The 15,826-nt window shown below is 68.9% G+C and carries 10 protein-coding genes; 7 read left to right on the top strand and 3 right to left on the bottom strand.

Features of this window, described 5'->3' with window-relative positions:
* Positions 1-57: 57 nt before the first annotated feature.
* A complete protein-coding gene (locus ABT294_RS29930; protein ID WP_350809622.1) occupies positions 58-612 on the bottom strand; it encodes a TetR/AcrR family transcriptional regulator in 555 nt (184 codons plus the stop codon).
* A gap of 127 nt (positions 613-739) precedes the next feature.
* Between ABT294_RS29930 and ABT294_RS29925 the strand changes: the two genes are divergently transcribed.
* On the top strand, positions 740-1,213 hold the full coding sequence (locus ABT294_RS29925) for a nuclear transport factor 2 family protein (protein ID WP_350809621.1): 474 nt from the start codon (positions 740-742) through the stop codon (positions 1,211-1,213).
* Between the two features lie 118 nt (positions 1,214-1,331).
* Here ABT294_RS29925 and ABT294_RS29920 read toward each other — a convergent pair whose 3' ends face one another.
* A complete protein-coding gene (locus ABT294_RS29920) occupies positions 1,332-3,092 on the bottom strand; it encodes an alpha-L-fucosidase (RefSeq protein WP_350809620.1) in 1,761 nt (586 codons plus the stop codon).
* Positions 3,093-3,567: 475 nt separating this feature from the next.
* Here ABT294_RS29920 and ABT294_RS29915 point away from each other — a divergent pair, with 475 nt between their 5' ends.
* The 3 genes from ABT294_RS29915 (at position 3,568) to ABT294_RS29905 (ending at position 12,920) form a co-directional block, all read left to right on the top strand.
* Positions 3,568-5,919, top strand: a complete 2,352-nt coding sequence (locus ABT294_RS29915; RefSeq protein WP_350809619.1) for a glycoside hydrolase family 20 protein — start codon at positions 3,568-3,570, stop codon at positions 5,917-5,919.
* 117 nt (positions 5,920-6,036) lie between these two features.
* Positions 6,037-10,434, top strand: a complete 4,398-nt coding sequence (locus ABT294_RS29910) for an alpha-L-fucosidase (RefSeq protein ID WP_350809618.1) — start codon at positions 6,037-6,039, stop codon at positions 10,432-10,434.
* Between the two features lie 77 nt (positions 10,435-10,511).
* Complete coding sequence (locus ABT294_RS29905; protein WP_350809617.1) at positions 10,512-12,920, top strand: glycoside hydrolase family 84 protein; 2,409 nt, start codon at positions 10,512-10,514, stop codon at positions 12,918-12,920.
* Here ABT294_RS29905 and ABT294_RS29900 read toward each other — a convergent pair.
* Complete coding sequence (locus ABT294_RS29900; RefSeq protein WP_350809616.1) at positions 12,884-13,558, bottom strand: TetR/AcrR family transcriptional regulator; 675 nt, start codon at positions 13,556-13,558, stop codon at positions 12,884-12,886. The genes ABT294_RS29905 and ABT294_RS29900 overlap by 37 nt on opposite strands.
* A 125-nt stretch (positions 13,559-13,683) precedes the next feature.
* Here ABT294_RS29900 and ABT294_RS29895 point away from each other — a divergent pair, with 125 nt between their 5' ends.
* Genes ABT294_RS29895 through ABT294_RS29885 form a run of 3 tightly spaced genes read left to right on the top strand, consistent with a single transcriptional unit; the run spans position 13,684 to position 15,760 of the window.
* Positions 13,684-14,676, top strand: coding sequence for an MFS transporter (locus tag ABT294_RS29895; RefSeq protein WP_350809615.1), 993 nt, complete (start codon positions 13,684-13,686; stop codon positions 14,674-14,676).
* On the top strand, positions 14,673-14,954 hold the full coding sequence (locus tag ABT294_RS29890) for a hypothetical protein (RefSeq protein WP_350809614.1): 282 nt from the start codon (positions 14,673-14,675) through the stop codon (positions 14,952-14,954). The genes ABT294_RS29895 and ABT294_RS29890 overlap by 4 nt, the downstream gene beginning before the upstream one ends.
* Entirely contained in the window at positions 14,951-15,760 is an 810-nt protein-coding gene (locus ABT294_RS29885) for an alpha/beta fold hydrolase (RefSeq protein ID WP_350809613.1), read from the top strand. Before ABT294_RS29890 ends, ABT294_RS29885 begins: the two co-directional genes overlap by 4 nt.
* Positions 15,761-15,826 lie beyond the last annotated feature (66 nt).

Here is a 15,826-nt window from a genome sequence, read left to right as displayed (position 1 = left end):
TGCCGGAACACCCGCGAAGTGGTGGTGGGCGGGACCAGGGCCGGGCTGGACCCGCTGTCAAGGCGCGTGCATCAGAAGGCGTGCGGCGTCTCGTGCCTGGTGTGCGGGTTCAGGTGTGCCGAAGATCGCTGCGGTGGTGATCGCTCCTTCGGCGAGGAGCGCGAGCTGATCGGCTAGTTCGGCGGGCCGCCCGCATGCGGTGACGAGGTCGGCGAGGTAGTCGCGGAAGGCTTGCTTGTGCTGCCGGGCCTGCTCGGCGACCTCGGGCGCGACCGCGCCCAGCTCGCCGAAGGAGTTGATGAAGGCGCACCCGCGGTAGTCCGGCTCGGAGAACCACTTGTACAGCCAGTCGAACACCGCGGCGATCCGCTCCTCGGGCGTCGACTGCGCGCCGACGTAGTCGGCGAGGGCCCGCTGCCACCGCGCATCCCGCTGCTGCAGGAATTCCAGGACGAGCGCTTCCTTGGAGGGGAACAGCTGATAGAGGCGCTTGAGTGACACCCCGGAGGCGTTGCGCACCGCGTCCATCCCGACCGCCTGGATGCCCTGGCTGTAGAACAGCTCCTCGGCCGCCTCGAGCACTCGTTCCCGTGCCGTTTCCTGGTCCAGCATCTATGCCCCCTTGCACAGAGAACCAACGTTCTCTAGCCTAGCAAGTGTCGAGAGAACGATCGTTCTCCCCCTCCGGGGGCTCGCCGGACCTGCGGCGAGTCGCCGAGTTCGAAGGAGTTGAGCCGACATGGCACACACGACCCGCCCGCCGGTGCCGCCGTTCACCCGGGAGACCGCCATCGAGAAGGTTCGACGCGCCGAGGACGCGTGGAACACCCGTGACCCGCAGCAGGTGTCGCTGGGCTACACGGCGGACTCCCGCTGGCGCAACCGCTCGGAGTTCGCCGCGGGCCGAGACGAGATCGTGGCGTTGCTGACCCGCAAGTGGAACACCGAGCTCGACTACCGGCTGATCAAGGAGCTGTGGGCCTACGACGGCAACCGCATCGCCGTGCGCTTCGTCTACGAGCACCGCGACGACGCCGGGAACTGGTACCGCTCCCACGGCAACGAGAACTGGGAGTTCGACGAGCACGGCCTGATGCACACCCGCCACGCCTCTATCAACACGCTCCCGATCGCCGAATCTGAGCGCACGTACTTCTGGCCGCTGGGCCGCCGCCCCGACGACCACCCGGGTCTCAGCGACCTCGGCTTCTGAGAACGCCTTCCAGGTTGCCGGGATCTTCGCGCACCAGAACGATCGGCAGGTCGGGGAGGTCGGTGGGGCCCGCGACCGGGGCGTCGCCTGCGGCTTTCCCCGGTCGCGGGCCGGTCGGCTAGCGGATCACGCGGAAGGCGTCCACCAGCATGTACGTACCGGACTTCTTGACGACCTTGATCGTGTGCTTGCCCGGGGTGAGACCGTCGGCCCTGAACAGGACCTGCTGGGTCTGCTTGGTGTCGGAGAAGCAGTCGACGGTCCCCTTGAGGACGCCGTCCAGATAGACGTCCACCGTGCCCATGTCGCGGAATCGCTCGGTGACGTACTCGATGCCGGTGCCGGAGAAGGTGAACTCCGCCGAGTCGCCGTCGGCGGAGGTGTAGTGCACGTCCCCGGCCAGGTCGCCCGGCCTGCCGCTGTCGGCGGCCCACGAGCCGGAGTACGTGATCGTGAAGTCGCTGTCGTTGTAGAGGCCTCCAGCCGGCTCCGGCGCGGGGGCGCCGTCGCGCACGACCTTGCGGATCTCCTGGAGTTGGACGAGCTGGTCGGGGTCCAGCCTTCCGTACCTGTTGACCTTGGTGTCCAGGCCGATCGCACCTCCCTGGTCGGTGGCGGCGTTCACCCAACGCACCAGCGAGGTGGTGTCCTTGGACGTGCCCTTGTTCCCCCAACCGGCCCAGTACGGATCGTGCGCTCCCAGGTAGGTGAAGTCGAACCACTGGGTGCTCCGCTCGGCGTCGGCCCATCGCCCCGCCGGGGGCATGGCGCCGATGCTCCTGGACTCGCCCGGTGTGTAGTCGTCGTAGACCGACGTGGGCTGATGCTTGCCCGCACCCAGGCCGGAGTTCAGCGCGATGATCCGGTCAGGGTTGCCTGCCTTCAGCGCTGCGGCGAAGCTGGACCAGTTGTAGGGCTTGGTCATGTCCTGATACGCGGGCTGCAGCGAGGGAAAGACCCCGTCGACCCACCAACCGGCCAGCTTGGTCCCGTACCGTTCGGAGTACTCCCTGATGACCGACTGCCACTTGGCCATGGTCTCCTGCGAGGGCACACCGTCCGTTCCGGGGGAGTAGCCGAAGGCCTTGGTGATCGCGTAGTCGCCGGTGGTCTTGTGCGCCGAGTGCGGTGGGTTGGCCGGAATGTAGAACACCAGCTTGATGCCGCGCTTGGCGAGCGCGTCGGCCATCTCCATCGGCAGGTCGCGCCCGGCCGGGGTGCGCTCGCCCGGCTGGAGCCCGGCGATGCGGTCATAGGTCCGATTGGGGGCGACCATGTAGCCGCTGTTCTGCCCCAGGGTGAGGATGGCGAACCCGGCACCCGCCTTCTCCAGGTCATCGGCGTAGGCCTCGACGTTGAAGGTCTTGACGAGATCGTCCCAGGATTCGCCGTCCTGCCACTTCTCTTCCGGGGACGCGGCCACTCGGTTGAGGTAGTTCGACAGGAAATGGTGGGAGACTCCGTACCGGGCGTTGCGCAGCCAGTCGGTGCCGGGGTTGCCCTCGACGGTCTGGATCAGGACGGGCTGGGAGAGGCGGGCACTGCCGGCCATCCCGGTCTCGTCCACCGGCGTCACCTCGGCCCGGAGGTACTTGCCGCCATAGCTGAGCGGGATGCCGATGTTGCGGGTCAGCACACCGGTGAGCGGTGTCCATGGGCCGTTCTCGGTCGGTCCGGTGAGCCAGCGAAAGCCGGTCGCGCCCTCGGCGTCTCCGTCGGGGTCCTGAAAACGGTAGTGGACCTCGATGCCGCCCTTGGTGCGGGGCGAACCGGTGATCTTCAGCTGCTGCGCCTTGGGTGAGTGTGGGACATCGGCCAGTGCGGGCGGGGAGACGAGAACGGCGGTGACCGCGATTCCCAGAACGAGCGTGGAACGCATGGCTCTCCTCTGCGGGGGGTGATGACAGCTCGACGACGGTGCTGGTACGGCGGGCGCGTTCGGCGGCGAAGACCACGCGCTGGGTTTCCACGCTTTCGCGGTCCCTCTCAACGGTGTGTGGATTATTTTTAGTGGCACCTCTAATAATTCGCAAGGCCCTCGCGTCAGATGGCCGGAGCTACTCGCTGGTGGGTCCCCCGTAGACGTCGGACCTCTGGGCGGAGAACGCGAACCGCGTACCTCTCGGCCGGAGACGCGATCACGGTGAGTGCGTCACCGGCTGCGAACGGGGGATTCGCCTGATCGCGCGCTGCTTCGGCGCGGAAGGAGGGCGGGCCTTGGTGCGGTCCGGTCTAGACCACTTGGCGGGATCGGCGTGGACCTTCTTCGTGACGGCGGCACGGCTGGTCTATACCCGTGGCTTCGTTTGATGTATAAGTCTTTCAATATCGCTCGAAAGTGGGTGGAACTGCTCATGCATCGACAAGCAGTCCAATTGGTCGGAGGGGTGGCGCTCGCGTTATCCCTCTCAGTCCCGTCCGCCATGGCCGACCCCGTCCCTACGAACACCGACTCCAACGCCAAGCCCGCCGTCGTCCCCGCTCTCCAGGAATGGAAGGGCGGGACGGGCTCGTTCGAACTGCACCGCAACAGCCGGATCGTGCTGGCCAAGAAGCAGGGCGACGAACTCGACGACCAGGGGGCGCGCCTGTCCGCCGAGATCGAGCAGGTGACAGGGCGGAAGCTGGACGTCTCCCCGCGCACCCCACAGGATGGCGACATCGTCCTGTCGATCGATCCCACCCTTGCCGACGCGGCGGGCGGCGCGCGCTTCACGGAGGAGGGCTACACCCTCACCGTCACCGATCGCAACGTGACGATCGCCGCGCCGACCGCGAAGGGCGTCTACTACGGCACCCGCAGCCTCCTGCAGATCCTGCTCCTCGACGACGGCCGGGCCTCGGTCCCCGTCGGGACGGCCGTGGACTGGCCGAACTACAAGGTGCGCGGCTTCATGCTGGACGTCGGCCGGCGCTTCTTCACCGCCGACTACATCCGCGACTACCTGCGGCTGATGGGCTGGTTCAAGCTCAACCAGTTGCAGGTGCACCTCAACGACAACGGTTTCAAGGGTGACAAGCCCTGGAGCCAGGTGCAGGCCGGCTTCCGGCTCAAGACCGGCAATCCCGCGCTGGCCGGGCTGGCCTCCGCCGACGGGTCGTACGACCGAGCGGACTGGGACTCCTTCGAGGACACCGCTGCCGCGAACGGCGTCACGATCATCCCCGAGATCGACGCGCCCGCCCACTCGCTGGCGTTCATCCGCTTCCGCCCGTCGCTCGGCCTCCACAACGGCGAGTCCGACCACCTCGATCTGTCCAAACCGGAGACCACCGCGTTCATGAAGTCGGTGTTCGACGAGTTCGTCCCCTGGTTCCGCAGCCCTGACGTGCACTTCGGCGCGGATGAGTACACGGTCGACAAGCCCCGCTACAAGGTCTACTTCAACGAGATGGCCGCCCACATCCGCGCGCTCGGCAAACAGCCGCGGGCCTGGGGCAGCCTGTCGATCATGGCGGCCAGCGCCGACGGCTACGACCGCGACGTGACCATGAACAGCTGGAACAACGGCTGGTACGGACCTCAGGCTCTCAAGCGGGACGGGTACTCCTTCATCAACACGAACGACGCCCTGCTCTACATCGTTCCGTTCGCGGGCTACTACCACGGCCACGGGCTGGACGGAAAGTACCTCTACGACCAGTGGGAGCCGCACGTGTTCCCCGGCGGCCAGAGCGTGGCCCCTGGCGACCCGCAGCTGCTCGGGGCCATGTCGGCGGTGTGGAACGACCTGACCGAGGCCACCTACACGGAGCTGGACGTGCACGGGCTGGTCGAGCCCACCTTCGGGGTGCTGGCGCAGAAGATGTGGAGCGGGACCAAGTCCGGCGTGCCCTACAGCGCCTTCCTCGACAAGGTGCGCAAGCTCGGTGTGGGCCCCGGTCTGACGAAGGTCGCCACGACGCTGCCCGCGTCGGCGTCGGGGGAGGTGAGCCTGGGCAAGGAGGCGACCGCCTCGGGCGGCGAGGCGGCCGCGGCGTTCGACGGTGTGCGCACCACCCGGTGGGCCAGCGGTCCGGGAGACGAGGCTTGGCTGCGGGTCGACCTGGGCAAGCCGGTCGCGATCAGCAAGGTCGAGCTGGACTGGGCGCCCTCCTACGGGCGGGACTACCAGATCCAGGTGTCACGGGACGGCGAGAAGTGGACCACCGTCGCCGCGCGTACGGGCCGCGAGGCGGCCGGGACCGACACCCTCACGTTCGAGCCGGTCACGGCACGTCAGGTACGGCTCGTCGGCACGCAGGCGGGCACGAAGCGGGACGGGTACGCGTTGTGGAGCATGCGCGTCCTCGAGGTGCCGGACCTGGCGCTGCACCGGCCGGCCACCGCGTCGTCGTCGGAAGTGGCGAGCCTGGGGCCGGAGAACGCCACCGACGGCGACGCCAAGACCCGGTGGGCCAGCGCCTACCGGGACGGTGAATGGATCCAGGTGGATCTCGGAACCCCGCAGACCGTGCAGCGTGTCCTGCTCGACTGGGAGACGGCCTCCGGCCGTGACTACGACGTCCAGGTCTCCGACGACGCCACCCACTGGACGACGGCGGTTTCGGTCCGGGGAAAGCCGGCGGGCGCCCGCGTCGACGAACTCGCCTTCGACCCGATCAAAGCCCGGTACGTGCGGATACAAGGCGTCAAGCGAGCCTCCACCTTCGGGTACTCGCTGTGGCGCTTCGAAGTCCGTTCCATGAGCCCCGACCCCGCGTAGGCGCCTCCAGGCGAGTTTCCCGACGTCGAGGGGTTCCCGCACGGCGGACCCCTCGCGCCGGGGCACCTTGCTGATCGCCTTACCCGAGATGGCTTCCCCACCCCCCAGGAGCCGCATGTGAGACGACGCCGCCCCCACCTGCCACGGATCGCCGGTCCCGTCATGACGGGTGTCCTGGCACTGACCCTGACGACCAGCCCCGCCCTCGCCTCCACCGCCGACAGCGTCCCGGGCGACCGCTACACCGGCGACTACGCCTCGCTGGACAAGCACCCCACGCCCCGGTGGTTCGACGACGCGAAGTTCGGCATCTTCATCCACTGGGGCGCCTACAGCGTCCCCGCATGGGGACCTCGTCGAAGTTACGCCGAGTGGTACGGCAACTACCTGAACAACAAGAACTCGCCCACCTACGCCCATCACCGGGCGACCTACGGCGAGGCCAAGAACTACGACTCGTTCATGGACGACTGGAAGGCCGAGAACTACCGACCGGACGAGTGGATCAAACTGTTCAAGGACGCGGGCGCCAAGTACTTCGTGCTGACCTCCAAGCACCACGAGGGCGTCGCTCTGTGGGACACCAAGCAGAGCACCCGCAGCGTCGTGCAGCACGGCCCCAAGAAGGACCTGGCCAAGATGCTGTTCGACGCCGCCGAGGGCTCGGGCCTGAAGCGAGGCTTCTACTACTCGAACTACGAGTGGTACAACCCCAACTACACCGGGCGGCAGCCGACCAATCCATATACGGGAGCGCAGATCCCTTACACCGGTGTCACCACCGGAGAGGACTACGTCACCGACTACATGCTGCCGCAGATGAACGAGCTCATCGACGACTACGATCCGGACATCCTGTGGTGCGACGGTGAGTGGGAGCGGGACGCGAGCTACTGGAAGATGGGCGACACGATCGCCCACTTCTACAACCAGGCCGCCGATCGTCCCGAGCCGAAGGACGTCGCCGTCGCCAACCGGTGCAGGGTCAAGCCGGGCGGCTACCGTGGCGACCAGCTCGACTTCGAGACGCCGGAGTACGAGAAGGTCCCTGACATCCGGGCGAACAAGTGGGAGTCCAGCCGCGGCATCGGCTTCTCCTACGGCCTGAACAAGAACGAGCCGATCGAGGACTACCTGTCCTCCACCGAGATCGTCCACGACCTGGTCGACATCGTCAGCAAGAACGGCAACCTGCTGCTCGACGTCGGGCCGGACGCCGACGGAACCATCCCCGAGGCCCAAGCGTCCCGGCTGCGCGACGTCGGGCGATGGCTGAAGACCAACGGGGAGGCGATCTACGGCTCGACGTACTGGACGCGCGCCGAGGAGCCGGCGAGCGCCGTCCCCGTCCGCTACACGGTGAACAAGGGGGATCTGTACGCGACCGCGTTGGGTTGGCCGGGTGACACGCTGACGCTCGGCGGTGACGTGCCGGTGAGCGCCAACACCAAGATCACTCTGGTCGGCGGCACGTCCGAGGCGGCGCTGAAGTGGGAGCGCAACAGCGCGGGCAACATCGTCATCGCCATGCCCGACCGGGGAAGCGGAGTCGATCCCCTCGGCAGCGCCTACTCCTTCAAGATCCACACCCCGAACGCGCCCATCGCCGTCCGAGGCGTGCTGGACCTGCCGGCGCGGGCGTCGGCCGGTGCCACCGTGGATGGCACGCTGTCCTACACCAACGTCGGCGACACCGCGCTGACCGGCCTGACCGTCACCGGCATCGCGCCGGAAGGCTGGAGCATCACAGGGGCGCAGCCGGTGGCCTCCCTTCAACCGGGGGAGACGGCCACCTCGCGGGTGCGGGTCACCGTCCCCGCCGGTGTGCCACTCGGCCGCGTGCCGGTGACCGTGACCGCCACGGTGGCCGGGCGTACGGTGATCACCTCCGACACGGTCGAGGTGGCGCCGCTCAACCTGGCACGCGGAAAGGCGGTGACCCAGAGCAGCCTCGCCTGGGGCGGAGTGCCGGAAAGGGCGGTGGACGGAGACACCAGCGGCGTGTTCGGGCAGAACTCGGTGACCCACACCGCCGAGCCGTCCAACCAGGCGTGGTGGCAGGTGGATCTGGGAAGCGCCGGCAACCTGGCGGAGGCGCGGATCTACAACCGGACCGACTGCTGCGCCGACCGGCTGCGCAACTACTGGGTGATGACGTCCGAGCAGGAGATCCGCGGCCAGACCCTCGAGGAGGCGAAGCTCTCGCCGGGCGTGACCGCGACCCGGCAGGAGGCTACGGCCGGCACGCCGAGCGTCATCGACCTGCGGGGCGTCAAGGCACGCTACCTACGGATCCAGCTGGAGTCCTCCACGGATCCGCTGAGCCTGGCGGAGGTGGAGGTCTACGACCAGAAGGCCACCACGGCGGCCATGCCGGCGGTGGTGCCTCAGCTGTCGAACTGGAAAGCCGGCTCCGGCAGCTTCACCCTCGCCGATGACGCAGAGGTCAGCTATCCGGCGCAGCAGAAGTCGCTGACGACGACAGGCGCGACGATGGCCGGCCTGGCCGACCGGACGCTCGCCCAGGTGGCGGAGACGATCGCCGCCGACTACACGACCGTGACCGGACGGCCGATGGAGCCGCGCCCGGGCACCCGCGAAGGCGATCACGGAATCCGCCTGCGGCTGGTGGCGGAGAACGAGCTGGGACCGGAGGGCTACCGGCTCACGATCGACGATCGCGTCACCATCGAGGCGAACACCACCGCCGGCCTGTACTACGGCAGCCGGTCGGTGCTGCAACTGCTGCGCCAGGACGACGGCCACGCCGGCCTGCCCAAGGGACAGGCGGTCGACGTCCCGAGCAAGCCGCAGCGGTGGTTCGCCCTCGACGCCGCGCGCAAGTACTGGTCACCCGACTACATCAAGGACACCATCCGCGAGATGGGGTGGACCAAGCAGAACATGCTGCTGCTGCACCTGGAGGAGCCGGAGGGCTTCCGCCTCCACAGCGACAACCTGCCCGATCTCACCTCGGAGAAGTTCGCCTACACCCGCGAGCAGATCCAGGAGTTCGTCGAGCTCGGCCGGGAGAACAACGTCCAGGTGGTCCCCGGCTTCGAGTTCCCCGGTCACGCCGACCCGGTGTCGAACTACTTCAAGGTCGGCATGGGGCACGGGCCCAACCCCGATGGGTCGGGCGCCACGGCGGACAACTCCTGCGGCCAGCAGTACACCTACGGCTGGGTGACCCCCAGCTTCGCGATGAACATCATGCGGCCCGAGGCGGTCACCGCCGCCAAGCGGATCCTCGATGAGTTCATGCCGTGGTTCTCCAGCCCGTACGTCCATCTCGGCGGAGACGAGATGCCGACGAACCTGGCCGACTGCCCCGCGGTGAAGAAGTTCCTCGCCGGCAACTCCGAGCAGTACAGCACGTTCGGCGACCTGTTCAACGACTACGTCAACAAGGTGAACGACCACGTGGTCGCCGAGGGCAAGCGCTCGATCATCTACAACGGATTCGAGCACTCCAGCGCCCCCAAGCAGAAGGTCTCCACCGACGTCATCGTCATGGACTGGCTCGGCAACGCCGACGACCCCCAGCTGGCGCCGTACGACCTGATCCAGGCGGGACCGTCGGCCAACCTGTACGTCACCGCGAACGCGGTGCACAGGTTGTACGGCAACCCGGCATGGGCGCACACGTCCTGGCGCCTCAAGGCAAGCCCGAAACTGCTCGGCGGCGTCGTGCACGTCTGGAACGACTACCAGATGTGGGCTCCGGATGCCTACTCCGACCAGTACTCCGCACCACTGCGCGACGCGGCCGGCAACACCATGTGGCACAATGCCGCTCCCGCCACCACCTACGCGGAGTTCGCCGAGCTGAAGCGCGAGATCGGCAAGGCGCCCGGGTGGAAGGGTTTCGAGACGCGACAGCCCACTACCGACGGCAAGCCGATCCACACCTACGCCTTCGAGCCCGCGGCCTACCCCGAAGGCTGGAACGACGGCGCGCCGGGCATGAACGTCCGGCCGGTGCTCGACGGAGCCGGATCCCTGCACATGTCGACCCAGATCATCGGTGTGCCGTCCGTCGTCGACGGCCGGTCAGGCCACGCGTTGAAGTTCAACGGCCGAGGTGACGGTCTCGGCATCGGCGGGCTCGACCTCCCCGGTCCGTGGACCTACAGCCAGTGGGTACGCAAGGACGGAACCCAGAACGACGCCAACCTGCTGGGCTCCAGACAGGGGAACATCAAGCTGGAGCAGAACGGCACCGGCGGCAAGGTCGGCTTCACCAAGGTCGGCGTGAAGGACTACGCGTTCGACTACTCGGTACCGCTGGGCCGATGGACACAGCTCACCTTCGTCTCCGACGGATCGAGCACCACCCTGTACGTCGACGGGGAGCGCCGGCAGACGTTGCCGCAGACCATCCCGCTGCCTCAGGCGTACTTCGGCCAGCTCAACGGCACCACCCTCAACGGGGCGATCGACGACGCCGCCGTCTACGCCCAGGCGCTGACCGACGAACAGGTTCGAGCCCAGTACGCCGCCTCGACGAACTGACCTCAAGCTCCCCCTCTTCACAGCAAGGCGTCGGCGGTGACGTGCTGATCAGCGCCGACGCGGACCAAGGAGATTTCGTGAGAAGACGCAAGATCACCCCCACAGCATCCGTCGCATTAGCCGCGGCCCTGGGTGCCGGAGCGTTCCTGCCCATGCCCGCCGCCCAGTCCGCCGCCCAGTCCGCCACTGTCTCGAAAGCCCCTGTCCTCCCCTCCGTGTCGCCGACTCCGCAGTCGCTGGTCGCCGCCGGTGACGCCGCCGTCGTCACCGGCCGGGTGCTCGTGGTCGCCGACGACCAGACCGACCCCGCCGCTCGCGACCGCCTCGTCCGCGAGCTCAAAGCGCACGGCGCCGACCGGGTGGACCTGGTGGCTCCCGACGGGATTCCCGCCGCCGCGGCCGGCCTGCTCACCGTGCGCTTGGGCCCGGCGGCACGCGCGGACGTCGCGCGAGCGCTCGGCGACACGGCCGTGCCGGACCGGGCCGAGGGGTACGCGCTGCGCGTGTCGGCCCGCAAACCACACGCGGAGATCGCTCTCGGCGGCAGGGACGCCGCGGGTCAGTTCTACGCGGTGCAGACGCTGCGCCAGCTGTTCGTCCCGTCCGACGACGGTTGGGAGGTGGCGGGCGCGCAGGTCAGCGACTTCCCGTCGATGCCGCTGCGTGGCACCATCGAAGGCTTCTACGGCGCGCCGTGGACGCACGCCGACCGCCTCGACCAGATGGACTTCTACGGCGACGTCAAAGCCAACACCTACGTGTACGCTCCCAAAGACGACCCCTACCACCGCGGCAGGTGGCGCGACCCCTATCCGGCGGACAAGCTGGCCGAGCTGGGGAAATTGGTGGCGCGGGCCGGCGCGAACCATGTGCGTTTCACGTTCGCCGTCTCCCCGGGCGAGTCGATCTGCTACTCCGACCCGGCGGATCGCACGATCCTCAAGCAGAAGCTGCAGGCCCTTTACGAGCTGGGCACCCGGTCCTTCTCCATCCCGCTGGACGACATCAGCTACACCCGCTGGAACTGCCCGGGTGATCAGACCGCGTTCGGCGCGCCCGGACGCGCCGCGGCGGCGAAGGCCCAGGTCGACCTGCTCAACGACCTGCAGCGGAACTTCATCGCCACGCACGAAGGCGCCCTGCCGTTGCAGATGGTGCCCACGGAGTACGGCGATCTCACCGACACCGCCTACAAGCAGACCATGCGGGCCACGCTCGACCCTGCGATCGTGGTGATGTGGACCGGCACCGACGTCGTCCCCCCGGAGATCACCAACGCGCAGGCCGACAAGGTGTCGGCCCTGTTCGGGCGCAAGGTCTTCGTCTGGGACAACTATCCGGTCAACGACTTCGGCAACACCAGCGGCAGGCTGCTGCTGGCCCCCTACGCCAAGCGCGAGGCCGGTCTGTCGGCGCACCTGTCCGGCATCGTGGCCAACCCGATGAACCAGCCGTACGCGAGCAAGGTCGCGGTCTTCGGCACAGCGGACTTCACCTGGAACGACAAGGCGTACGACCCGGCCGCGAGTTGGCCGCGCGCGATGGCCTATCTCGCCGGCGGCGACCGCGCGGCCACCGAGGCGCTGCTCGTCTTCGGCGACCTGGAGCACCTGGCCCCGACCTTCGGCAGCACCCCCTGGCAGCCCCAGGCACCCGAACTCACCGCCCGCGTGGCCGAGTTCTGGCAGGCGTGGGACGGCGGGCGGAGACCCGACGCGCTGACCGCGCTGCGCACGTACGCGAACGCCATCGCCACGGCCCCGGCCACCATCCGTGGCGGATCGGTGCAGAAGGGGTTCACCGAGGACGCCGCGTCCTGGCTGAACGCCACCGAGCTGTGGGGCAGGGCGACGGTCACCATGCTCGACGCGCTCAAGGCCCGCGACGCCGGAGACGAGAGCAGGGCCGAGGCGTTGCTGGCCGATTCGCGTGATCTGCAGCGGCAGGCGCGCGCCGTCCGGGTCGACCCGCCGCGCAACACCTGGGGTTCGGTCCAGCCCAAGGTCGGCGACGGGGTGCTCGACGTCTTCCTGGTCCAGGCCGACATCCGGCTCCAGTTGTGGGACGTCGCCGGCGGCGCCAGGAATCTCGCCCCCGACGGCACTGCGACCGCGTCGAGCGTTGAGCAGGACCTCGACCGGCTGGCCGCCCGGAACGTCAACGACGGTCAGATGGGCACCCGCTGGTCGTCCGGCTACTCCGACGACGAATGGGTGCAGGTCAAGCTCGCCGCGCCGGCGAAGGTCGGGGCGGTGACACTCGCCTGGGAGAACGCCTGCGCGGCGGAGTACCGGATCCTGACATCCTCCGACGGTGTCACCTGGACGACCGTCTCCACCCAGCGTCCGGAGTCCTGCGGCAACGACGTCGTCCGGCTCACGGCGGACGAGCCCGTGCAGTACGTCCGCATGCAGGGAGTACGGCGGAAGTCGACGTGGGGTTACTCCATCTACGAGATGGGTGTGTACGGGGCCCCCGTGTCCTGAGCCGGATCCGATCGCGGGGGAGGGCCGGGTGACCCGGCCCTCCCCTCGCGTTCGGTGGCACCACTCCCTGATGTCCACCCGTCGGCGAGAGCGACCAGTTCGGCGAGGGCCGCCTCGACCCGCTCCTTGTCGCCGGTGGTCAGATAGTCGGTCTGCAGGCCCGCGTAGGCGGCGTTGAGCAGCGTGGCGTTGCGGAGGGCGATGGCGTCGGGGACGCCGCGGGCGCGTAGCACCTCGGCCACGAACTCGGCCCGATCGCCCAGCATCCGCGGGACGTACGGCCCCTGGAGCCGACCGGCCGCTGACAGCCCTTCGATCTCGTGGAGCAGCCGGACCATCGGCAGGTCCTGGCGCATGTGCCAGTCCCAGGAGGCGCGCACGATGTCGCCGAGGCCGCGGCCCTCCTCCCAGCCCGGCAGCGCCCGCAGTCTGCCCCGCTGCCGCTGGTCGAGATGGGCCAGCACCGCGCTGATCAGCTCGTCCTTGTCGGTGAAGTGGTGGGTGAGCACGTAGGTGCTGTGGCCGAGCGCCTTCGCCAGAGGGCGCAAGGAGAGCTGGGCGATCCCGTGCTCGGCCAGGTAGTCGACGATCTGGTCGAGCAGGTCGGCGCGGCGCTGCGGATCGCGGGGCCTGGGCACGTCGGCTCCCTTCTGAGGTCCCGGTTGGACGGCTGCGGTCAGCATATTTCCATGACGACCGTTTTGCATAAATGACATAACGTTCGTTATGTTAACGGCCTCGTCCCCTCACCTGGAGGTCGTTCATGCCGCCCGACTCCCACCCGCCCGAACCCGAGCCGGCGGCGGGGCACCCCCGCCGCCGGCGGATCCTGGGTGCGCTCTGCGCCGCGCTGCTCGTCATGAGCGTCAGCGTGATGGCGGTCACCATCGCGCTCCCGTCCATCGCCCTGGACCTGCGGGCCACCACCACACAGCTGCAGTGGATCACCGAATCCATGGTGCTGGCCCTGGCCGCGCTGCTGATTCCGATGGGCGCTGTCGCCGACCGCTGCGGACGGCGCCGGGTGCTCCTGGCAGCGCTGGCCGTGTTCGCGGTCGCCTCGCTGCTGGCCGCGATCACGCGGACGCCGGGCCAGCTCGTCGCCGCGCGCGCTCTGATGGGGGTGGGCAACGCGATGATCACGCCCTCGACGTTGTCGATCGTGCGCAGCGTCTTCCCTCGGCCGGCGCTGCCCAAGGCGCTCGCCGTATGGGGAGCCGTCGCGAGCCTCGGCGTGGTGCTCGGGCCGCTGTCCGGGGGCCTGCTGGTGGAGCACTTCGGCTGGCGTTCGCTGTTCCTGGTCAACGCGGCGGTCCTGCTGCCCGCGGCCCTGGCGGTCGTGCTGCTCGTGCCCGGCTTCGGCGCTCGCCGCGCCGCCCGGCTGGACATCCCGGGGATCATCCTGGTCTCGGCCGGGCTCGTGGCCCTGATCCGCACGATCATCGAGCCGCCCCGCCAGGGCCGGCTCGATCCGGCGGCCCTGGCGGCCGTCGCCCTTCTCGCGGGATTCGTCGTACGCCAGCGCCATGCCGCGCACCCACTGCTCGACCTGCGGATGGTGGCCGCCCGGTCCTTCTGGCCGGCCGCGGTGGCCGCGGCGACCGGGTTCTTCTCGCTGATGGGCGTGCTGTTCCTGATCACCCAGTACCTGCAGGACGTCCGCGGACATTCGCCGTCCACGACGGCGCCGCGGCCGTCAACGAGACCGCGTTCAAGCTGGGCGGCAGCCTGGGCGTCGCGGCGCTGGGCAGCGTGATCACCGGCCACCTCGTCGCGGGTCTGGCGCCCCACCACAGCGCCCTGCCGCCGGGCCTGCGGGCCTTCGCCACCGAATCCGTCACCGGAGCCCTGCACGTCGCCCGCCATCTTGGCGGTCAGGACGGCGCCCCCCTCGCCATCGCGGCCAGGGACGCCTTCGGCAGCGGGTTCGGCCAGGCCACCCTCGTCGCCGCGGGTCTGGCGATCGCCGCCGCGGCGCTGACCATGCTTGCCCTGCACGAGCCTCACCACATCACTCGAAAGGACGAACCATGACGATGGCCGTAGAAGCCTTGACGCGCGTGCGCGGCCTGCGCCTGGCCTCGATCGACTTCGGCGGTACGGGCACGCCGGTGCTGGCCCTGCACGGCCACTTCGGCCGTGCGCGGGCGTTCGCGCCGCTGGCCGCCGATCTCGCACCCGAATACCGGCTGATCGCGTTGGAGCAGCGCGCTCACGGTCACAGCGATCGTGGCGACGGCGACGTCAGTCAGGACGCGTACGTGGCCGACGCCGCGGAGTTCGTGCGCGGGCTCGGCCTCGGCCCGATGATCGTCTACGGTCACTCGATGGGTGGCGTAACCGCCTTCCAGCTGGCCGCACGACACCCTGAACTCGTCCGCGCGCTGGTCGTCGAGGAGGGCGGCGCGCTCAACCGGCAGCCGGAGGCGCCGCACCCGGTGCTCGACGTCAGCGACTGGCCACGCCGGACGGCCACACTGGCCGAACTGCGCCGCCAGATCGAGGCGCGCGGCATTCCGGACGCGAGCTACTTCCTGGAGAGCGCCGTGGAATACCCCGACGGATGGGGGCTGCTGTTCGACTACGCCGACATGATGGAGTCACAGCGGGCCCTGATCGGCGACTGGTGGGGGGAGTGGCTCGCCTCCACCTGTCCTGCCCTGCTCGTGCACGGCCTGGACAGTTTCATCCTGCCCACCACCATGGCCAGGCAGATGGCCGAACGCCGGCCGAACACCGTCCTTCGCGAGCTGCCCGGCTGCGGCCACTGGGCGCACGACGACGACCCGGCGGGGTTCGCCCGCACCGTACGAGACTTCCTCGCGACCCTGGAGGGATGAGCTACCACCATGCCTGACCAGACGACTTCCCCAGCCGTGCTCGCCGACTGGTTCCGCGCGCACGCC

The sequence above is a fragment of the Nonomuraea sp. NPDC000554 genome, from assembly GCF_040300065.1.
Taxonomy (GTDB): Bacteria; Actinomycetota; Actinomycetes; order Streptosporangiales; family Streptosporangiaceae; genus Nonomuraea.
This window is presented reverse-complemented; position numbering and strand designations above follow the sequence as displayed.